This is a genomic window from Ekhidna sp., assembly GCF_965212185.1.
In the GTDB taxonomy this organism is placed as follows: domain Bacteria; phylum Bacteroidota; class Bacteroidia; order Cytophagales; family Cyclobacteriaceae; genus Ekhidna.
Genome location: NZ_OZ243102.1, coordinates 1,009,699 through 1,035,196 on the forward strand (window position 1 = coordinate 1,009,699; position 25,498 = coordinate 1,035,196).

The window sequence follows — 25,498 nt, forward strand, 5'->3', positions numbered from 1 at the left end:
TTTCCAAGGAAATTATTTTGTCGAATATTCTTGTGATTACACCTAAGTATTTGTTCAGAACCGTCAAAAAATGGCATTTAGATACATGAATTCTTATTACTTTGAAGTGCCTTAGACCGATTTTATCTCATGAGAATACTATTATTACTGATCTGCCTGACCTTTTTGACAGCCAGTTATGCTCAAACGACTTTTACAAGTGTTGCGTCAGGTAGTTTTACAACAACTGGTGCTGCAGTTTGGTCCCCATCACCAGTAGCCACTGACTTTACTGATGGCCTCAATACATTTATCATCGCTGATGGCGATGTTATAACGATTGATGGCGGTTCCACTATTACCATAGAAGCAATAGAGGTTGGACAAGGAGGAGGAATCGGAACGCTTACAATTGGAAATGCCAGCTCAGCATCATCATTAACCTTGAACGGCTCACTAGTTATTCAGTCTACCTCTACATTTCAAACCAATAACAACGATGGCAATACTCACACTGTTAGCATTGCGAGTGATATTATAAACAATGGAGGCACTTTTGATCTGGATAATGGAACCGGTCTTGCCAATGTAACCCTACCGAATACCTCAACTTCGGTTCTTTCAGGAAGTGCGATGACTTTTAATGATCTCACAATAAATGGCGGAGCGGGTGTAATACTTATCGCTTCCATTGATGTCAATGGAAATTTTGTGGCAGATGCCAGTGGTACTGATATTTCAACATCATCAAATCATAACTTTGGTGGAAATTTCACACTGACCAATAGCGCAACATTCACTGCGACAAACAGTACACAGTTTTTCGATGGAGCTGGAGCACAAGCATTGGCGATTTCTGGAGGAGTAGCGAGTTTCAATAACCTGACCTTCGACAATAGTAATAAGACAGTAACTGGTAATATTATTTCTGATGGTACATTTGAAATCACTGCTGATGCCATTTGGACTAATAATGGTGGTACACATCAAATAGCCATATTTGAAGTGAAAAATGCTGCCGGAGTTGCACTTACTGGTGGATCCGTAACATTTACTGGCGGTGAGATAAGGTTTGGAGATAATGCAGCTACTGATGGTACGATAGACATGTCGGATCCAATAGGCACAACAGGTCCAACAATAACTTTCGATGGCAACTGTAGCATTGAACGAGATGACCAATTAACAGTAGAAGGAGATGTGGAAATTACTGCTGCAGGGTACTTGGTTATTAATGGAACTGACGCTTCAATTCCAGCCGGCGAAAGTGATTCAGAGTTAAATGTTGTTGGTTCAAGAACATTAACGATGGGTGCTGGCGCAGACCTCTACATTAGAGGATATGACAATTTTCCAACAGGTTTTACTACCTATTCACTTGACCTTACAAGTTTGGTAAGATATGATGCAGATTTTGACCAAATAATTGTTGGTGAAAACAGTGCGAATACAACCATACCTTTTGGAAGGCTTTATTTAAGTCAGGATGACGCTGCTGTTCAAAGAATTCGACAACTATTTGCAGGAGATGATGACTTACAGGTAAATGGTCAATTTGATATGGTTAATGGGGTCCAATTTTTAGTTACCCATACTGCAAACCTGGAATTTGGAGAAGACATCCGAGCGGATGATGGAACTACCGCTGGCTCGCCGGTATTCAGCGCGGCTAATTCTACAATTACTATGGATGCTAACACCAATCAGGTTGTTGATGGTCCGGTTTCGGGTAATTATGAGGTAGATAGTTGGATCATTACAAATACTGCTACACCTACAACCACACGAACAGTGTTCGTAGATGATAACATTGCAATAGATGTTGCAATAACGATTCAAAACCCTAATGGATCAGCCGCTAATACACTGATTGTTGATTTAGATGACAATCAGATCTTTGCAGAACCTGGTGATGGTGAAACCTTTACTTTAGGTGCTAACTGCATCATCTATACAAGTACTGATGACACTGATGGATTTGCAGAAGCCTTTGATGATGGCGGAGATGTTATAAATATTGATGCAGCAAGTATTGTAAGGTTTGATAGAGCTGGAAATCAAAGTATTCCAAATTTCAATGGTGGTGCTTTTGGAACCATTCAGTTCGCTGGCAGTGGTAATAAATACATCAGCAATAACCTTAATATTAGTGGTGATGTAACAAGGATAGCGGGAACTCCGGTCTTCAGACCAGGTACAATTTTTATTGGATTTGAGGTACCAGTGGCGACCAGTCATACGGTAACTGGTGACTGGAATATGGCTACTGCATACACTGGAGACAGTGAGACGGGTACCATCACATTTAATGGCACGGATCAGAATATAAGTTCCTCAGATTTTAATGATGTCGTATTTGGCGGATCTGATACTAAGACGATTACAGGTACCCTTCTTGTAGATGGAGATTTAACCATAAACGATGGTGTGACTGTAAATGCTGGTTCAGAGGCCATAGATATAGCAGGAAACTGGACAGAGAACGGCACGGGTACATTTACACAAACTGGATCAACAACAGATTTCAATGGAGGGGCCACTCAAACAATTGTACAGAATACAGGATCTACATTTAATGACTTAGACATTACCAATAATACCATCGTTGATATCAATTCAACGGTTCAAGTTGGTAGGGATTTAGATATCGCTGATGGGTCAGATATAAACATTGAAGGAGAAACAATTCGTGTAAGTCGTGATATTAGAGTAAATAGCACCGCTACCATCACATACACTACACCATCTACGAGTATCATTATTATGGATGGAAGCAGTGAACAAGATTTAAGAAATATCAACGCTGCTCAAAATTTTCCAACACTTCAATTTGAAGGAGTTGGTAATAAGGAGTTGGTGAATAACATTCTAACTATTGAAGGAGACTTAACCATTGCGAATGAATCCACTTTTCAAGGAAATGGATTTGAGATAAACTTTGAAGGTTCAAATTGGACCAATAATGGAAATTTCCAGCACAATAACAGTGTTAATTTCCTAAATAGTGGCGGCTCAACAACCGTGAGTACTTCTTCATTTCATGATGTAGAGATCGGAACAAACGATGGATCAGTCACCACAACAGTCACACTAGGTGGTAATATCACATTAAGTGGACAAATAGACATTTTCGCGAATGGGACTTTAGATGTTTCTGCAAGTAATTACTCCATAACTGTTGAAGAAGATTGGAACAACTATGGGTTTTTCAATGCCAGAAACGGGACAGTTACATTCACTGGTGGAGAATCTGATTTTAGAAGCTTTAATCTAGTAGATGCAAACAGTGGAGTACAGGCCGATAAAGCCTTCTATAATTTGACGATCAATACTGATCCTGATTCTCGCTTTGATGTAGAGCAGGAAGGAGTTGTTTTTAATGACCAAATCGATGTTTTAAATGATTTAACAATCACCACAGGTATTTTTAGGCTAGTTGAAGATGATGGGGGGGCAGATCCGGGCCCGGCACTCCTTAATGTAGGAGGTAGTTTGGTTAACTGGGGTAATGGATTTGAGTTTCGTCAGGAGAATGCAAGAATTACTATGAATGGAACATCTGGAACTCATGACATCAACTTGGGGGGAGACCAGGTGAGAGATTTTGAAATCAATGCTTCTGGAGCTACTTATCAACTAACTGGTGATTTTCTTATGCGTGACGATACGGATAACGCATTTGAACTTACAGCGGGCACTCTTGACCTCAATGGCAATATCATGACTGTCAATAGAGGTGGACTGGATATGTCCGGAGGTACTTTGATTGTTGATGAGGGAGCTTCCTTATTACTAAATGACATTGCTGTTGATCCAGACTTCAATAAAACAGGAGGTACTCTTCAAATTGTAGGTATCGATGGGAGTCCTGCTACTTTAAGTTCGGTAGATGATGATGGTTTCACGTTTACTCAAACTCTTGGAGATTTTCAAGCACAGTATTATACCATAGCCAATACAACAGGAGATGGTATTAGAATTGAAGGTGGAACGCTAGACACAGGAGCTACTGGGAATGACTTTAGCAATGGAACCTTTACCAGTGGTGCGGGCAATGCATACTTAACACTTGCAACTGGAATCCTAAATAATACTTCTGCAAGTAATGTTGTATTCAATGAAGGCCCTACGCATAACGTTTCTCTAACAAACTTAGGAACAGCTCACACGGTGGAACCAACCATTGAATTCGTCATCGCTGGCGGAACCTTAGCTGGTGCGCAGGATGAAGAGGATAACCCCGATGGTGGAGCTACGACCGGATTTATTAGATGGAATGAAGATCCGGGTTTTACATGGACAGGAGGAACAAGCACATCCTGGAATACAGCTTCTAATTGGAATGATACTAGTGGTGATGCTGATGGTATACCTGATGCTGATGATATTATTTACATAGAGGCTGGAGCTACTTTTGACCCTATTATAGGAGCAGGTGAAAGCTTTACGGTTGAACGTGTGACTGTTAGAAATAGCGGCGTTTTGATGTTTACCGGTGATGGTTCATTGACAGTTAATGGAAATTTCACTGTATTTTCAGGTACCACGGTTGATATGTCTGCTAGTGCAACATCTACATTAAATATTGGAGGTGCATGGGCCAATGCAGGAACGTTTAATGAAGGAACTGCTACAGTATCTTTCGTCGGCACTTCAGGGACTCACTCAATTACTACTCTTGGAAATGGCGATCCATTTTATAACCTAACCATCAATGGAAATGGAGCAACATATACCTTAGGATCGATATTAACAGTATCAAATGCATTTACACTATCAGACGGTACTTTTGATGGATCCAGTGGGTTCGATATTTTCATAAATAATCATTGGACGGTTAATGGAGGAACCTTCTCTCCAGGTCAAGGAAGAGTAAGATTTAATGGTACTACAGGGACGCAGAATATTTCTGGAGGCACGATTTGGGATGCACGATTTGAAGGTGCCGCTGCAAAGAGCATAGATGGGAACATTTCCGTGGGAGACGATTTAATCATAGCTGCAGGTAGTGGTTTAGTATCCGGAAATGATCGGACCATATTTGTTGGAGGTGATTGGGATTTGGATGAACCTGGAGGATTTGTTCCAGGAACAGGCACAGTCATTTTTAATGGTACTGCAACTCAAAACATAGAAGCAGATGCTAACCAAACACTAACATTTAATAATGTCATCTTTCAGAATTCAGGTGTGAAAGACTTGGAAAATGGAGCTGCATCTGCTGGAACAGATATTACGGTAAACGGCAATTTTTCTGTGATTTCTGAAAATACTTTTGTTGATTTTGAAAGTGGAGTTATCGTAACTATTGGTGGTACACTATCACAAACTGGAGGTGAAATGCGCATATTTGATAGCAATTTCCCTTCTGCAACCGGTGGCTATAGCTTAACAGGAGGGGAAGTAGAATTTAGGAATAATGGAGCTCAAACGCTCCCAGCAGATGTAACATTCAATGACATTGAAATTCGTGATAATGGTGGTGGTAGTACTACAGCTACACTTTTAGGAGATATTACAGTAAATGATGATTTAGTTCTTGATGATGGAGCGGTAACCCTGGATGTTGCTGGTTTTACAATAACACTCGCTGACCTTATGACAGTTGAGTCTGACGAAGTACTTACCTGGAATGGCGGTACCTTGATTCACACAGGTGGATTTTGGAGTATGGATGCCGATTTCAATACGACAACTAGACCATTCGAAAATCTTACACTAAATGGAACAGATAGGAAAAGACCAAATTCAGATATTGCGGTTAATGGTAATCTGACAGTGGGCGATGGTGTTGAATTAGAACAACTCACGCGAACCATAACAAATGACGGTGGTGACGCATTTACCATGGAACAAAACTCAATTCTCGACAACAGAGTAGTAGGTGTTGCATTCCCAACTGGTTTTGCTAGTTATAGCCTTAACGCAACAAGTCGTGTAGATATTCAAGCCACAGGAAACCAAACAGTTTTCACCAACTCAGGTACACTTGAATATGGTGAATTGAGAGTGTTTACAACAGGATCCGCAACTCTGGATGGTAATCTCATTGTTCAAGGGGACTTTGATATGAATGGAAACCCTACCCTCCAAGACGCAGGGTTTGATTTAACACTAAACGGAGCTACTATTGATATCCAGGATTATACACCTACAGCTGCTACAACCGTAACTTTCAGCAGAGCTGGAGATCAAACAATTTTTGATAATGATGGATCAGGACAAGATCTTGTTCTAGAAAATGTTGTTTTTGGAGGGACCGGAACAAAAACATTACAGCCAAATGCAGCGGACGAAGTATCAGATATTTCAGGTACTGTTACAATCAATTCCGGAGTTACAGTAACCACAGCAAGAGGCGTTGAGTTTAGTGGAAGCACCTGGACGAATAATGGAACCTTTAATTTGACGATAAATGCGAGACCATTTGTTTTTGATGGAGGAAATGCAACGATAGATCCGGGAACAAATGATATAGCTGCGTTAACAGTTTCAAATTCAGTAGGTACCACTGTAACGGTTCAAAATAACGGTTTCGATCTGGGGACCGGCGATTTTAATATTAGTGCTGATGCGGCTATTGATTTTAGTAATCTGACACATAATCTTGCTTCTGAAAATGTAATTATCAACGCTACAGGCTTATGGACATTGACTGGAGCTACATTAGATTTTGATCAAAATGGTGGTCAGAATCTTCCGGTTATTGATCAAGCAAATGCAAATATTACAGGTATTCCATCCATCATTACCAGTACAGCAGGAAATAAGATCTTAACAGGTGCAATCGTTGTTGATGATGTGACAATTGGATCAAACACCGATCTGGATGTGACTGCTGCAAACAATTACCAAATAACTGTGAATGGTAGTTGGACCAACAATGGTGGAGATTTCTTTGAAAGAGAAGGAACGGTCGTTTTTAATTCGGATGACACAAATGCTAAAAATATTAATCCAAATGGAGAAGATTTCGCTGCGGTCACTTTTCAAGGAACTGCCACTTCTCCGGAGCGTGTCTATACTCTTTTAGGCAACATGCAGGTGGAAGGAGATGACACAGGTGCAGGTTTAACACTCGCTGCTGCAACATTAGATTTAAACGGTTTCACACTGACTCTTGGTGATAATGACACAGGGGATCCGGATGCTGAGTTAAACATTATTGGTGCTGATGGAACCCTTCAAGTAGATGCAGGTGCTACTCTTCAATTTGATACATTTGATGACGGTGGAGATGTTGCTGATACGGAAATTGGAGGCAATCTTGATGTTCAAAGTGGAGGAATTTTAAGCATAGTTGGCAATACCACTGATGTAGCAAATGTTACACGTTCAGCTGGAGGAAACAGAGTGGACATCAACATTGAAAGCGGTGGAGAAATACATGCTCAGTATTACAACATTCAATACCTAACCGATGAAGGATTAGAAGTAGAAGATGGAGCAACAATAGATGCGACCAATAATTTCAGCAATGGAACATTTTCAAGTCTGGAAACAGATGCCGGTGATGGTACAGGTGGCGATGATAATCCTATCGCTGGAAATAGATATTTAACAATAGAGTCTGATGCAGGGCTCACAATAAATAATGTAGTTTTCAACTTTGATGGAAGTCCAACCATCGGACAACATTATAATGTTACAAGATCTAACGCAATTGGTAATGTAGTCATCGATTGGAACAATACATCCGGCCCATTGGGGCGCACCGGGTTTGATTATGAGGAAGATGGTGCAGGTGGAAGCCCACCGGAATCTACGGGTCAGCTTACATGGGATCTTCCACTCGATACTCAATGGACGGGAGCGTTAAGCACAGATTGGAGCACAGCTGGAAATTGGGATAACGGAGTACCATCAATTCCTGGAAATGATAGAGAAGCAATTATAAATCTTGGATCTCCATTTAATCCAACCATTGAGACGGGAGACGGTACTGTTAATATCAGTGCTTTGGTAATCAATGATGGAATATTAAAGGTCATCAGCACAGGAACGCTTGATTTGGATGGTGATTTGACTCTTGGTGATGGAACAGGAGGCGCCTTAATTATGGATAATACGGCCACTGTTAATGTGGAAGGATCCTGGACTACTTCAGCAAATGCAATATTTGACAATGGGGATGGAACAGTGACTTTTGATGCAGATGCTGGCGCTTCAGTATCAATTTCTCCTGGAAATCAAAGTTTCAACAATGTAACTTTTTCAAATGCTACCAGTGCCGGAGATTTTAATTTGGTTGCTGCAACATTTGATTTTGATGGCAATCTAGTGATTGAGAATTCCGCTAAACTGATACCATCAACCACTGGATACATATTTAGTGTGGCTGGTAACATTACAGCTACGGGTGGAGAATTTGATACAACTGTAGATGGAGAAGTAATATTGAATGGCGCTGCTCAGACCATCACGAACATGTCATTTGATGAATTAACAGTATCAGGTTCGGGTACAAAAACAACGAGTGGAACAACGGTCATAAACGATGACCTAATCATAGAATCCGGTACTACTCTCTCTGGTGGTGGAGCCATTACTATTAATGGAGATGTATATGTCAATGGAACATTTAATGGAGTTGCAAGTCAGAGTTACACGTTTACCGGTGATGATTGGAATGCGGTTGCAAATAGCTACACAGGAGATGGAAAAGTAATATTTACTCGACCAACAGGTACGCAGTATATCAGACAAATTACAGTGGGTGACAATCCAGTGGAGTTCCACAACTTAACACTAAGTGGAAATGCTCAGATTCAATTAGGACGATTAATTGGTGGGGATCAAGACGATGGAAATGTTGACCTCACTGGTGATTTGACAGTTAATAATACCATTAATACACTCGATGTTAATGGTTACCTAATTGACAATACGTCAGGGACTGGTACATTCACACTTGCAGACGCAGAAATTATTCGAGTTGAAGGAGCAAATAATTTCCCATCAAACTTTGCAACATATGACTTAGCTGATGGAAGCTTTACGTACTATTATGGCACTGTTGATCAGACCGTACGAGGAGGAGTTACCTACGGAAACTTCTATATGAATAATGCAACTACCAAGACCTTAGGTGGAAATATTGATATAGATGGGGATTTACTTTTTAGAAATTCAATCCTAGATGTTTCAACCAGTAATTATTCTATAAACCTGGCTGGAAGATGGGATACAAATAACGGTAATGATGATGGATCATTCAATGCAAGAGCAGGTACAGTCACCTTTGATGGAGGTGCAGATCAAACGCTCGATATTGGAGAAATTGGAACACAGAGCTTCAACGATATTTTAGTTAACAAATCAGGTGGAAACGTTGAAGTAGCTACTAGTAACATGACAATTCTTGGAGACATTAATGTTTTCAATGGAACTTTCGATGGCAATGGGTTAATCGTTACCATTGGTGGTAATATGAATGCCTCCGGAACAGGTCAATATGCCAATACAGGAACAGGATTGTATTATTTAAATGCTAGTTCTGGAACTCCAACAATCGGTACGAATGGATCTTCGATAGCAGGCAATGTTGAGATAGATGCTTCCGGTAGGATTTATGAATTGGTTGATGATTTCATAACACTTGGGAATTTTACTTTGACTGCAGGAACTCTCGATGTTAATGGACAGACATTATCGATTGGGGATGCAGAGGATGTAGTGGATATTTTTGGTACCCTGAATGTGAGTACAACAAGCAAACCAGGTGGTACACTAGCAATGGGTAATGATGTTCAATTGGTTGTAAATCCAGGCGGTACAATCAGTATTGTTGGTACAAGTGGAGCACCCGCTACGGTTACAAGTACAGGTACAACAGACTATATTTTCTCCGTAACTGGTACTGGAGGAAATCCAGGAAACATTGCAGCAAGAAATTATCTCATTGAATATGTTGGAGCTGATGGTATCTATGTAAATGCAAATACTGTAATTGATGCAACGAATAACTTTAGCGAAGGAACTTTTCAAAATGGGTTTGCAGGTGGAAAATACCTTCGAATTGAAAATGACCAGGACTTAACTGGTTCAAATAGAATTGAGGATATTGTTTTTGACGATAATCCGGGAGGAGGAGCTACTAACATTTTTAAGGCAACTTCATCAACAGGAGATATAGAAATATTTAATTATTCAGGATCTTTTTCAGGCGATGATTTTGATGAAGATCCAAATGATCTAATTACTTGGTTGGATCCACCAACAGTTACATGGACTGGTGCAGTGAGTAATGACTGGTTTACTACTGGAAATTGGGATTCTGGAACGGTTCCACTAGCCACTCAAAATGTAATTATTCCTCAAACATTGAATGAGCCAATTATTTCGGATAATGTAAGCGTTGCGGTCGCAGATAATCTAACCCTTGAAGTAAATGCAGCACTTATCGTTGATACTGATGATGTAGATGCAGTGGATCTCCAGATCGGTGGGGATTTTACTTTTGAAGCAAGTAGCAGACTTGAGAGTACCGGAACTGATGATGATATTGAAATAGGAGGGAGCTGGTTAAGGCTTTCTTCAGCACTATTTACCAAGGGTACCAGTGAAGTGACCTTTAATTCAACTTCTGGAACCGAAACAATTAGCAATACCGATGGATTTTATGATCTTATCATCAATGTCGCAGGAACATCAACGCTCTCCACGGATTTAAATGTCAGCAATGATTTTACCATTTCCGGAGGAACATTCGATCTCGGAACCTCTGACCTCACAGTAGGAGGCAATTTTTCAAATTCTGGAACGGTTGCATCAGGTACCCAAACAATATTATTAATTCCATCTACTGCTGTAACACCTAAAACCTTTGATCCTGGCACCTCTACTTATAACTCAATCACAATTGGTCAGTTAGCAGGAAATAATGTTGAGTATGACTTGCTTAACGATCTGATGGTTGATAGGCACTTTGACTTGGTGCTTGGAACCGTAGATCCTAATGGGAATGATTTATTACTTGGAAATAGTAATGGTACTCAAGACAATATAACCATTGGTGGAACAATTCTCGTTGAGGCAAACGAAAGTATGGAACTTGGGGGTGATGCCGTATTGGTGGTATCCAATGGAGGAGATTTAAGGTTTAACGGAACGAACCCAAGTAATGTAGCTACTCTTACAAGAAGATCTACGGGTTCTTATGATTTTACCGTCGAATCAGGAGGCACCTTTGAGGCGAGTAATTTTCTGATCGAGCACATGGAAGATGAAGGAATCTGGCTACAAAATGGATCTACTCTCGTTAGCTTGGATGACGGAACCTTCCAGAATGGAAGCAACGCTTCATATTATCTAAGGTTAAGCAATAATCTGGGATCAGATCTCACTGCAACTGACATTACATTTAATACCGGTCCTACTAATAATGTCAGAAGAAATGAGATAGGAGGGTTTAATATTATCTTCAGTGACGCGAGCGGTGCATTTGCGGGACCTACTTTCGAATTAGATGATGGAGTTGCAACTACTGGTGAGGTTCAATGGTCGTATACAAATCCGCTCACAGTATGGACCGGCGGTACAAGTACTGATTGGCATAATGCAGGTAATTGGGATAATGGAATTCCTTCCAATGCAAACACTGTGCAAATTCCGGATGTAAGTGGAGGGTCTAATAGATATCCAATTATTAGTACTGCTGTAGCAAGTGCTGCTAGCTTAACAATTTTCGCAAACGCATCATTGACCTTGACTGGAAGCCAAACGTTAACTGTCGATAACGAGCTTTCAAATTCAGGAACATTAACAGTGGTTGGTACGGAAACACTTGACATTGGCGACAGTTGGACTAACAATGGAACTTTTGTACCTGGAAGCTCTGCAGTAACCCTTTCATCTGGAGCAAATGTAACTGTTACAGGCGGGGCTAGTTTTTACAATTTAACAATAGATGGTGCCGGCACTGGTGCCGGAATTGTATTTTCCAGTTCAGCATCTCTTGATGTAGATAATAATTTCACAATTACGGATGGTGTTTATCAAATTACTGATGCATCACATACTTTAACTATTGGAGGAAATTTCGTTGTAGATGCTACCAATGGATCATTTATAGATAATGTTTCTACTGTTACATTAGATGGCACAGCTCAGGATATTGGTAACAATGGTGGAACAACCATTTCTTTTAACAATCTAACACTGGCAGGATCTGGAACTAAGACTGTGCGAGAACAACTAGACATTAATGGTGATCTTTCCGTTGGTACTGGGACCACTATGGCATTTGTTAATGAAACCATCTCTTTCGCAGGAAGCAGTTTGGATGTGGACGGAGCTTTGACCACTGGAGGAACAAGTACCATTACTTTTGATGGAAGCCAAATACAAGTTTTAACTGGAAATGCTGGCACACTTGATTTTGATAATATAGTAATCAGTAATACTGCTGCAGGTAATAATGATGTTCAATTAAATTTAGATGTTAATGTTGGCGTAAATGCAGATTTTGCTACTGGAGTAGTACAATCTAGTGGCTCTAATCCACTAACATTTGTGGATAATTCTACGGTATCCTATGATGGAATTGCAGAGAGTGCTCCCACAGGAATTGCATCTGATGGAAATAGTTATGCAGTGGGGCCTGTTGTAAAAGTAGGCGATGATAATTTCGTATTCCCAATCGGAGAAGGATCAAGACATGCAAGAATTGGAATATCTTCAATAAACACTTCGTCTGCTACTGATAGATATAGTGCAGAATATTTCTTTGCTAATCAACCTAACTCTGGTGATCCTAAGAATGGAAGTATAGTAAGAGTAAGTGGACTTGAATATTGGGATTTAACTAATTTGAATGCTCACAGTGGTGAACCATTAGTCACACTTTATTGGGATGCCACTAGTGAAGTTACACAGCTTTCTTCGCTTACTGTCGCACACTATAATGGAGCTTCATGGGATGATGAAGGCAATGTAAGCACTACGGGTACTCCTACTGCGGGTACTGTGACCTCAAGCAATAATCTAAGTTCATTTTCACCGATTACATTGGCAACTACCAATGATACTCAAAACCCATTACCTGTAGAATTAGTGGATTTCTATGGAAAAGTTGAAAATGGTGCTGTCAAACTGTATTGGACTACTGCCACCGAACAAAACAATGACTTTTTTGAAGTTCAAAGGTCTGCAGACGGAACCTATTTTGAAGCAATAGGGGTGGTTCAAGGATCAGGAAACAGTAATCAGAAGATAGATTATACCCATTTAGACAAAAAGCCATACTTAGGACTTAATTATTACAGGCTGAAACAAGTTGATTTTGATGGCTCTGAAGATCTTTTGCAGATCATTCAGGTCAGCAATGATTTTGTAATGAAAGACATTGCAATTTCAACCTATCCAAATCCGACCATTGCCAATAATATTAACATATTCATTGAAACCGGAGATGATCATACCCCTGTGAATGTCAAAATTGTCGATATGGCAGGTAAATCATACTTCGAAAATCAATTTGAAGCAGCTATTGTAATGGATGAAAAACTCAATGTTTCACGTAAAATGACCTCAGGAATTTACTTTGTTGTGGTAAAACAAGGTGGAAATATCAAACGCCAAAAGATTATCATAAGATAATTGTAAGCTAGCATAGAGAGATTATATTAGTCTCTTCTCCCCAAAGAGGATATGAATACTTCTATCGGTATTAAATCGACCTTTATCGATAATTTCAATCTTAGGCTTGCATGTTTTATAACTTTAAGCTTATTAGATTCAAGCAATTGAGTTCAAAATGCTACTATTTTTTGATGATGCAAATGAACTATATCAGTTATCAAAAGATAAATTTCAGGTCAAATCACCCAACTCAACACACTTAGATTTAGACATTCTAAGCTTACAATCACACTAAATAATGAAAAGGTTACTTTTAAGCGCATTTGTTTTAATAGCATCACTTTGTGTATTCGCAGGTCCATCCAACATTTTCTACTACGTCAATGATGACGACAACACCCTTTGGCAGCTGAATGTTGATACAGGTGTAAGTACACAAATAGGTGGTACTGGTGTTGGAGTCATTGAAGCAATAGCGTTCTGGCCCATTCCAGGAAATAATGTCCTCTATGCTGCAAATGGCAATGATTTGGGTACTCTTAACCTAAGCACTGGAGCATATACTTTTATTTCACAGATTGATGCAGCGGGAGCTTTGAATGGAGGTATAGGGGCTATTACTATTTCTGATGTAGACGGACTCTCTTTTGATCCATTTTCAGGGGTTTTATGGGCATCAGAGCGGAGAGGCACCAATGGACAATATGATCTCATCTTTCAGATAGATGCTAGCACTGGGCAGTTTATTGAAGATGCGTTTGGTCCGGGTGTGGATTATATAGTAATAGATGGTGCAGGGATTTATGATGATGTAGATGATATAGCTATCAGCCCAACTACCGGGTTAATGTTTGCCGTTTCTAATAACGGGAATGTAGATCAACTTATTAACATCAATAAATACACCGGTGCTATTACGGTAATTGGCGATTTGACCTTTCAGGATGTGGAAGGTATGGCATTTGCCAATAACGGAACACTTTATGGATCTCTTGGAGGCACCAGTGACCCTAACTTTTATGAAATTAATCCGGCCACAGCGGTAATGACAAGTGGTGTCACTCTCGGAGATAATAATACAGGAACGGGACCAGATACTGAGGCCTTATCCGCATTAGTTACCGATGCTAATACTGTTTCAGGGACACTATTTAACGATAACAACCTCAATGGTACACGTGATGGAGAACCAGGACTTGCTGGAGTGACCATAAACCTTTATTTGGATAACAATAGCAGTGGTGCGCTCGATGGTGGCGATAATCTGTTACAAGCAGTTACAACAAACAGTCTAGGCCAATTCTCATTTTATATTGCCACAACCGCAGAATTGTTAATCAATGTAGATGCAAGCACCCTCCCGACTAACTATACATTAACCACAACGAATCTTCAAACCGCAACATTTACTGATAATGTCAACTTTGCTGAAACAGATTCCGGAAATGAATTTGGGGCAGGAGCATCAACTGATACTGATGGAGATGGAATCATGGACTTTACCGAAGGAACGGGTGATAGTGATGGGGATGGTGTGCTTGATCGCGACGACTTGGATAGTGATAATGATGGATTGACGGATGCAGTAGAAGGAACAGAAGATTTAGACTATGACGGCATTCCAAGGTATTTGGATTTGGACAGTGACAATGATGGTATACCGGATGCAATTGAAGCAAATGGCGGAGCAGAACCAACCGGTTACAACAGCTCTACGGCAACTATAGGTGGCGCTGTTGGAGCGAATGGAATGCCGGACCTGGCTGAAACATCTGCTGAATCGGGCGTTTCCGTACTAGCCAATGGTGATCAGGATGGTGATGGAATAACAGATTATTGGGATCCGGACGCTGACAATGACGGTATATTGGATGTAATAGAAGTAGGCGGCACGGACGCTAACAACGATGGCATTATTGATGGATTTACGGATACCAATCAAGATGGAATATCAGATGCATTGCTCTCTTCCCCTTTGACCATTACCAATACTGATCAAGCGTATGAAAGCGCAAATGGGTTAACTGAGCTACCAAACTACCTGGATTTAGATAGTGATAACGACGGAATTGATGATACCAATGAAGGGTACACTACGAGTGAGACAGAAAGACCTGAGCTTATTGTTGATAGTGATAACGATGGAATTATTGACTACTGGGACATTACCTTTGGTGGAACCCCAATTGATCCAAACGATCACGATCAGGATGGTACTCCGGATTACTACGATACCGACTCTGACAATGACTCCATCTCAGACTTTATAGAGGCAAACGATGCAAATGCTGATGGAACTGCGGATGCAGCCTTAACAGGAACGGATACAAACGGAAATGGTATTGATGATGCGTTTGATAATGATTGTTCTTCAATCACAACGATAAATCCAATTGCTTCTGATTATGCAGAAGAGGAGACAGGAACCGGTATTATGGACATAGGGAGTAGTGATCTTGAACTAACCTATGATGTGGGTGCTAATGATGAGCAGATTGTTGGAGTGAAGTTTGGGTCTGTTGCTGTAGATAACACAAATACCATTTTGAGCGCATATATTCAGTTTGAAACAGATGAAACAGCGCCAACAGGAACGGTAATTGTAGATATTTATGGAGAGCTATCCACTGCTCCTGCTGACTTTTCAGCTACTAACGGGGATGTCAGTGGAAGAACTCCTACTGTGCAAAATGAGCAATGGACAATCACCAATCAATGGACAGCTATTGGTGAACAGGGACAAGATCAACGAACAGTGGATATCACCTCGATTATTAATGAAATTATCGGTCAGGGAGGCTGGACTTCAGGGAATAGTATGGTCTTCCGATTTAGTAGAAACTCAGGTGACGCTTCTACCAATACCCGTATTGCAGAAAACAATCCTGTTTTAGTAATAACCTACCGAGGAGGTCAGTCTTATGGTTGTGGAACCAACGTAGCTCTTCAGGATACCGATTCAGATCTTTCTCCGGATTTCAGAGATAATGACGATGATAATGATGGAATCCTAACCTCCATTGAGCCGACAGCTCCAAACTATTTGGTAGTGAATACCTCTTGTACAGCTACCGGACCACTTATTTCTGGCAATGCAGATGCCGTTATCTACTCGTTTGGTGTCACAGCAGGTGAGCCTGGCACGAATGCGCTTGGAGTGTCAGATGGTGTAGGTGCGCGCATGGGTAATGAATCCGACGCTATTCTGATTCTGGATATGACCGATGAAGTTCGGCAGGGTGAAGATGTAACTGTACGGTTAAGAAGTTCTGGAACTGGGAGTACAGATATCAGAGTTGAGTTTTCGGCTGACAACTCGCTATATGGAGCCCCTATAGACTTAAATTTCGACAATAATCAAACTTACACTGACTATACGTTTACAGTGAATGTTTCACCGGGGGCACGATATATCAAACTGACTGAGATTCTGGATGGAGGAGAAACGCTCCGAATTGATGCAGTTAGCTACAGTTTTAACGATTGCGCTCCTGATACTGATTTGGATGGGGTGCTCGACTCTGCGGATGGAGATTCGGATAATGACGGAATTCCGGATGCTACCGAAGGAACAGGAGATACAGATGGTGATGGTATTACCGATGATCTGGATCTTGATTCAGACAATGATGGTATTCCGGATGCTGTAGAAGCAAATGGAGGAACACTTCCCGCGAATATGACGGCCGATGGTCAGTTTAATATTCCTTATGCTCAGGCTAATGATACAGACGGAGATGGTATCATTAATGATGTAGATGGTACTCCATTAGCGAATCCTGACACGGATGGAGACGGGCGTGATGACAGAATTGATGTAGATGCAGATGGGGATGGGATACCGGATGTCGTAGAAGCAGGAGGTACGGATACCAACGGAGATGGAAGATCTGACAGTGCTACAGATGTCGACGGTGATGGTTTGCTTGATATATATGACTCCAGTGAAGATGGGACAGCCTTAGGTATAACATCTTCGGATGCTGATTCATTTCCAAACTACCTGGATATCGACAGTGACAATGACGGCATTACCGATCACCGCGAGGGTCAAACTTCTGCAGGATATACAGCTTCTGCCAATGTAGACACTGATGGAGACGGCCTGGATAATAACTATGATACCGATAATTCAGGAACAGCAAGCGGTACATTCGATATCGACTCAGACGGTACACCTGACTACCTTGATACTGATTCTGATAATGACGGAATCAGTGATTTAATTGAAGGAAATGACGCGAGTGCGGATGGAGTGGCTGATGCCACAGTATCTGGGACTGATACGGACAATGATGGTTTGGACGACAATTTTGATAATGTTTCGGGTCCGGCTGTTGGAAATGAAGCAGGCTCAAACGTAGCTCGTCAAAATACGGATGGTGATTCACAAGCAGATCACAGAGATGCAGACGATGATGCTGATGGTATTTTAACCACCAATGAAGATTTCAATGGGAATGCTAACTTCTCTGATGACTTTACCCAGGGAGGATCGCCTGTTCCGGATTATATCTACCTGTCCGATACAGATGGTGATGGAACCAACAATGATCTGGATCAGGATAAAGACAATGACGGCATCACAGATATCAATGAAGGCGGAGGAATAGATCCTAGTGCAGATGCTGATTCTGATGGAATTCCAAATTATGCGGACAGTGATATTGCTGGATACATAGATGGAAATGGAGATGGCATCAACGACAACTTCGATCGTGATCAGGACGGTGTGCTTAATCATTTCGATTTGGATTCAGATAATGATGGAGTACCGGATGCCGTAGAAGCAAATGGAGGTGTGCTTCCTACCGGAATGAATGCCGATGGACAATATCCTGCAGCTACTGTAAGTGCGAATGATACGGACAATGATGGGCTGCATGACACATATGACGCCAACAACGGAGGGACTGCATTATCAAACACTGATTCAGATGGTGATGGGGTACCTAACAGCAGCGATTTGGATTCTGACAATGACGGTCTCCCCGATGCATTGGAAAATGGAGGAGGAACTTTACCGGCTAATATGAATGCTAATGGGCAATTTTCATCAGCCTATGTAGCTGCAAACGATACAGATAATGATGGCATTGCCAATGATGTGGATCCGGATAACGGAGGTTCAGCAATTACTCCTAGATCAACCGACGAAGATGGTCTGATCGACGCTTTTGACAGGGATTCAGATGACGATGGACTAACAGATGCCATTGAAGCCAATGGAACTGATGCCGATGGAGATGGAGCACTCGATAGCTTTACCGATACCAATGCCAATGGGTTGAATGATGCCGTGGACATTAATGCTTCCGGATCTGCAATAACGCTTGTTTACACAGATTTTGATGCTTTTCCTGATCACCTTGATATCGACGCTGATAATGACGGTATCGTAGACAACATAGAAGGTCAGCCGACAACTGGGTATAATGCACCACTAGATGTAGATACCGATCAGGATGGCATTGATGATCGGTATGATTCGGATAATTCCGGAACGGCCATTTCACTTCAGGATAGTGATGGTGATGGAGTTAATGATTACCGCGACTTAGATTCAGATAACGATGGGGTTTATGACTTAATAGAAGGTTCTGATTCTAATCAAGATGGAGCTAACGACAACACCGGATCTCAAGCGGATAGCGACAATGATGGGCTTTCTAACAGATTCGATACCGTAAGCGGACCTGCTGCCGGAAATGCTACGGGGAGTCAGGCATCTACACAAAATTCAGATACGGATGCCATACTGGACTGGAGAGATCCTGATGACGATGGGGACGCGATTCCTACTAATAATGAAGATAATAATTCCAATGGAAACTGGAGTGATGACTTTACACAAGGAGGTGCCAGTCCAGACTACTTGCACGTAGATACAGATTTTGATAATGATGGAGTTTTAGATAGCAATGATCCGGATTCTGATAATGATGGTGTGCCCGATAGCGATGAAGGCTTTGGTGAAGACCCAAGTGCAGATGCAGATTCTGATGGAATTCCGAATTACCTCGATACCGATTTTGTACACGGCACATTGGGAGCCTTTGTTGATAGTAATGGCGATGGTATTAATGATATTTTCGATACCGACCTTGATGGTGTGCCAAATCAAAAAGATCGGGATTCAGACAATGATGGAATGTCTGATCTCCTGGAAGCGGGAGGTACAGATGCTGACAATAATGGTATTGCCGATGACCTTACTGATACAGATGGTGATGGAATTGTGGATTTATTCGACGGTTCACCATTGGCCTTACCTGATACAGATGGTGATGGACTGACTGATGTTTTTGATGTGGATGCAGATGGTGATGGTGTGGTGGATGCTATAGAAAACGGATTGGCTGACATTGATGGTAACGGTCGATTAGATGGGTTTACTGATACGGATGGCGATGGTTTCGATGATCGGTATAACACAGATTCGGGAGGCTCTGCTGTGATTGTGGCAGATACCGATGGTGATGGTTTCGATGATTACCTGGAAGCTGACAGTGATAACGATGGAATAAGTGATGGGGTGGAAGCACAAACGACCGCCGGGTATACAGCCCCAGCTGGTGCAGATGCAGACAGGGATGGTATTGATGATAATTATGATTCTGACTCTGGAGGAACTCCCATTAGCGTGGTTGATACCGACGGAGATGGTTCACCGGATTTTCAGGATACTGATAGTGATGGAGATTCAGTACCGGATGTAATAGAAGGAAGCGATACCAACAGTGACGGTACAGCCGATTGGGATGCAAACGCTGACGATGTATTTGATGTATCTGAAGGTAATACCGATACCGATAATGATGGAGTTTTGGATGCATTTGATCCTGACAATGGTGGATCTGCACCAGGTTTACAAAACACTGATACAATTGATGAACAAGATTATCGTGATGCAGATGATGATAATGATACTATAGACACCATCAATGAAACAACTGATGGAGACACCAATGGTACGGATGACTACCTGGAAGCGGATACTCCTGTAGTTGGCGATACTGACGGTGATGGAATTGTAGATGCTTCTGATGGAGATGATGACAATGATGGTATTCCTGATGCAACCGAAGGCACAGGTGATTCTGATGGAGATGGTATTACAGATGATTTGGATTTAGATTCAGATAATGACGGTATTCCGGATGCAATAGAAGCGAATGGAGGAACCCTTCCGGCTAATATGACACCAGAGGGCCGATTCATTATGTCATATGCTTTAGCTAATGATTCAGATAATGATGGAATTGTTAATGATGTTGATGGAACGCCATTGGCAGATCCAGATACGGATAGTGATGGTTTAGCGGATCGAATAGATAGAGATGCAGATAATGATGGTATCCCTGATCTTATAGAAGCCGGAGGCACAGACTCTAATGGCGATGGGGTGGTTGACACACTGACTGATTCGGATTCTGATGGATTGGCCGACATAGTCGATTTTTCCGAGAATCCTGGAAGTCAACTTACTCCTGATGATAAGGATGGAGATGGAAACGAAAACTACATTGATTTGGACAGTGATGGTGATACCATATTTGATTTAGAAGAGGAACAGCGTGCACCATCAGATATAGATGCGAATGACGATGGAGTAGTTGATGGCTCTACCGATGCTGATGGGGATGGTGTGTTGGATGCCGTTGATCCAAATGAAGGAGGATTCGCAAGCTTGCCAGATGATTTTGATGGTGATGGATTGGCTGACTACCTGGATTTAGATAGTGATGGTGATGGCTTGCCAGATGCAACAGAGGGAACTACAGATACCGATGGAGATGGATTGGTAAACTATAAGGATATTGATAGTGATGGGGATGGAATTACTGATAACAGAGAAAGTCAGGCTTCCTCATCGTACAGAGCTCCTAATCAAATGGATAGTGATAACGATGGTTTAGACAACAGGTATGATACTGACAATGGAGGGACTGCAATTACGATAGTTAATACAGATACGGCAGGCTCACCAGACTATTTGGATACCGATGCGGATGGTGATGGTGTGCCTGACTCCATCGAGGGTCATGACCTAAATCAGGATGGTGTGGCTGATCGAACAGCCATAGGTTCCGATCTTGATCAGGATGGGCTTGATGATCGATTTGATACAGTCACTTCTGGTAATGCTAACAACGCAACAGGATCGAATGCTGCTGTGGTTAACTCAGATGGAGGAGATCAAAGAAACTGGCAGGATACCGATGATGACAATGATGGAACTTTAACCAGTGCAGAAGACAATAATACTAATGGAGACTGGTCTGACGATTTCACACAAGGGCAGGAAGTGAATACAGTTCCTGACTACCTATATAATTCCTCCACCAATCCACTGCCAGTGGAGTTGGTTTATTTCAAAGGAAAAGCCGAAGACTCATACACTTACCTTTATTGGTCTACAGCCAGTGAAACCAATAACGCATATTTTGAGATTCAGAGATCTTCTGATGGACTTTCTTTTGAGGCGATCGGTCAAGTAGAAGGGTTTGGAAATAGCAATGAATTGATTGATTACGATTATAGAGACAGTAAGCCAATTGCTGGAGTTAATTATTACAGATTAAGACAAGTTGATTATGACGGTCAGTTTGAAGTACACCAAATAATACAAGTAAACCATGAAGAGTATGATAGTGATCTTCATGTTGCTACGTATCCAAATCCTACTGATCAACATAACCTGAATCTAAGAATATCAAGCAGCGATATTCACGCACTAGTTCATATAAAAATGACAGACATTTCAGGCCGGATTTTTCATAAGGAATCCATTCCAGGGTCTTCCATTATTGACAAGAAAATTAAGCCTCTAAATAACATGGATGCTGGCATTTATTTCATCACAGTTGAACAATCAGGAAATGTTTATAAACATAAGATTATGATCAAATAATCAATATTTATTAATAAAATTTACAGCACAGCAGGCCATTAAGCCTGCTGTTTCTGTTCTTAAGGTATTCTCGCCAAGAGAGACCGTTTGAAATCCGGCATTTTTTGCGCGCTCTACTTCATCTAGACTAAAATCTCCCTCCGGCCCAATCAGGATTGTGGTGGATTTATTTGCTTTAACGAACTCACCTAAATGCTTATGTGATTGGTCTACATGAGCAATGAGCTTGACCTCAGTATCGATCAAATCAAAAATTGAATCAAGTGAAACTAGACTGTTCAACTGAAGCAGAAATGGATTCCCAGATTGCTTCATTGCAGATATAGCCTTTTTCTCCAACCGATCCATTCGTATTTTTCTACGTTCACTTTGTTTTGTTTGAATGAATGTGACGACATCTACTCCGATTTCACTCAACTTTTCAATAAGCCATTCCATTCTATCCATATTTTTAGTAGGGGCTATGACTAAGTGAATGCTAAAATTCTTCTTCTGTGATACAGATGATTCTAATACTTCAAATGCACACGATTTTCTAGAAACTTCTGTCAGAATAGCTTTGTATTTTCCTCCTAAACCATCATAAACTAAAATTTTATCTCCTGTTTGGTGTCTCAATACCTGAGTACAATGTTTTGACTCCTCTTCAGAGAGAGTTCCTTTATCACCTTGGATAGAATTTTGATAAAAAATAGTCATCAGGATAAAAATTCAGCTCTGAAATCCATTATTTGATGTAAATCAATTGAAATAAGGATTAAAAAGAAACCTGTTAATTATTGAATTGCAAAAAATAAGTACTTTTGAGCATCAAAAATACACTTGAATAATATAAACCATGGCACACTTAAGACACCAAGCTCTTAATTTAGTTCAAAACAGGAAGAAGGTCGATGTAAAGGCACCTTCTAAACGCATCTCTGATTATTTCGGTGAAATGGCCTTCACAAAGGGCCAAATGCAGGATACACTCTCACCCGAGGTATATAAGCGTGTGACTGATTCAATTGAGAATAGAAAGAAAATTGATATTGAAACTGCTGATGCTGTCGCAGCAGCTGTGAAAAATTGGGCCATGGAAAGAGGTGTAACACACTACACCCACTGGTTTCAGCCATTAACTGGTGCCACTGCTGAAAAACATGATTCTTTTTTCGATCCAAGCAAGGGAATTGAAAATTTCAAAGCATCGGAACTCGTTCAGCAGGAACCTGATGCCTCATCATTTCCAAATGGTGGGATTCGAAGTACTTTTGAGGCTCGCGGGTATACCGCATGGGACCCTTCCTCACCAATTTTTATTTATGGTAAGACTCTTTGTATTCCCACCATCTTTGTTGCGTACACCGGAGAAGCATTAGATCATAAAGCACCACTTTTAAAAGCACTTGAAGCAGTAGATAAAGCTGCTGTTAAAGTGTGCCGTCTGTTCGATAGGAATGTATCAAAAGTGAATGCATCACTAGGATGGGAACAAGAATATTTTCTAGTTGATAAAGCATTATATAATGCAAGACCAGACCTGGTTATGGGAGGGAGGACAGTTTATGGGCATAATCCTGCTAGAGGTCAGCAATTAGATGATCATTACTTTGGGACTATTCCGTCAAGAATATACGATTTCATGAAAGAATATGAGATAGAATCTCATAGACTTGGAATTCCATTGATGACTCGTCACAACGAAGTGGCGCCAGGTCAGTATGAGGCTGCTCCAATGTATGGTCCGGTAAATGAAGCTACTGATCATAACCAATTGCTTAAAGATGTAATGGAAAAAGTGGCTAATAAACATGGTCTTAGGGTCCTTTTCCATGAAAAACCATTTGCTGGATTAAATGGTAGTGGCAAGCATAACAACTGGTCATTGGTTACAGATACAGGAGTTAATTTATATCAACCAAGCAGTAGTCCTAAAGAAAATTTACTATTCCTAACATTTTTCATAACGACCATTAAGGCGGTTCATGAATATGCTGATCAGCTTAGATCAAGTATTGCATCAGCAGGAAATGATTTTAGGTTAGGCGCTAATGAAGCACCTCCGGCTATTATTTCAGTGTTTATTGGTTCTACACTGACAAAAGTCCTTGACAAGCTTGAAAAGTCAGGTGATATAATGGTAGAAAAGGGAGAAAACCTGTACATGAAATTAGGGATTGATCAAATTCCATCAATAATTCTTGATAACACAGATAGAAACCGAACCTCTCCTTTCGCATTTACAGGGAATAAATTTGAATTTAGGGCTGTAGGATCGGATGCTAATGTATCTGATCCAATGATGGTGCTGAATACGATCATGGCGGAGCAGTTATCAGATTTCTATAAGAAAGTGAATAAATTAATTGATGGGGGTAGAGAAAAAAGATTAGCAATAATAGATGTTCTTAGGGATTACATTAAAGAATCCAAGCCAGTTAGATTTGAAGGTGATGGTTACTCTGATGAATGGGTGAAAGAGGCCGAGAAAAGAAAACTAAGCAACATCAAGGACACCCCAAGAGCATTGGATGCATCAATTTCCGAGAAGGCAATTAAACTTTATGAAAAGCATAAGGTGATGAACAAGGTAGAGATAGAGGCTCGTCATGATATTCGATTAGAAAACTACATAATGAAGGTTCAAATTGAGTCTAGAATGATGGGTGACATTGCCAGTAATATGATCATCCCTACCGCTACAAAGTATCAATCACAATTGATCAAGAATGCAAAAGGATTAATGGATTTGGGATTAGATGCAACTGAGATTAAAAAGACGATTGAAGAAGTATCTACTCATATCAATAATGTAAGAAGATTGTCACATGAAATGACCGAGGAGCGAAAGCGAATTAACAAGATTGAAGAGCCTAGAGAAAAGGCCATCGAGTATTGCGATAATGTTAAAAACAAATACTTTGAGCCTTTAAGATATGCGGTTGATAAGTTGGAGTTGCTTGTTGACGATGAGGACTGGCCATTGCCAAAATATCGAGAAATGTTGTTTTTAAGGTAGTTGATAAATTAAAAGTTAAAGCC

General features: G+C 40.8%; 4 protein-coding genes. 3 read left to right on the top strand and 1 reads right to left on the bottom strand.

Going from position 1 to position 25,498, the window contains the following annotated elements:
• Positions 1-129 precede the first annotated feature (129 nt).
• On the top strand, positions 130-13,578 hold the full coding sequence (locus ACOMC3_RS04535) for a T9SS type A sorting domain-containing protein (protein ID WP_420318342.1): 13,449 nt from the start codon (positions 130-132) through the stop codon (positions 13,576-13,578).
• Positions 13,579-13,858: 280 nt separating this feature from the next.
• Complete coding sequence (locus tag ACOMC3_RS04540) at positions 13,859-22,474, top strand: T9SS type A sorting domain-containing protein (RefSeq protein ID WP_420318343.1); 8,616 nt, start codon at positions 13,859-13,861, stop codon at positions 22,472-22,474.
• Here the strand turns inward: ACOMC3_RS04540 and ACOMC3_RS04545 are convergent, their stop codons facing one another.
• Positions 22,475-23,173, bottom strand: a complete 699-nt coding sequence (locus ACOMC3_RS04545; protein WP_420318344.1) for an RsmE family RNA methyltransferase — start codon at positions 23,171-23,173, stop codon at positions 22,475-22,477.
• Positions 23,174-23,312: 139 nt separating this feature from the next.
• On the opposite strand from ACOMC3_RS04545, the gene ACOMC3_RS04550 reads away from it, so the two are divergent.
• A complete protein-coding gene (locus ACOMC3_RS04550) occupies positions 23,313-25,475 on the top strand; it encodes a glutamine synthetase III (protein WP_420318345.1) in 2,163 nt (720 codons plus the stop codon).
• Positions 25,476-25,498 lie beyond the last annotated feature (23 nt).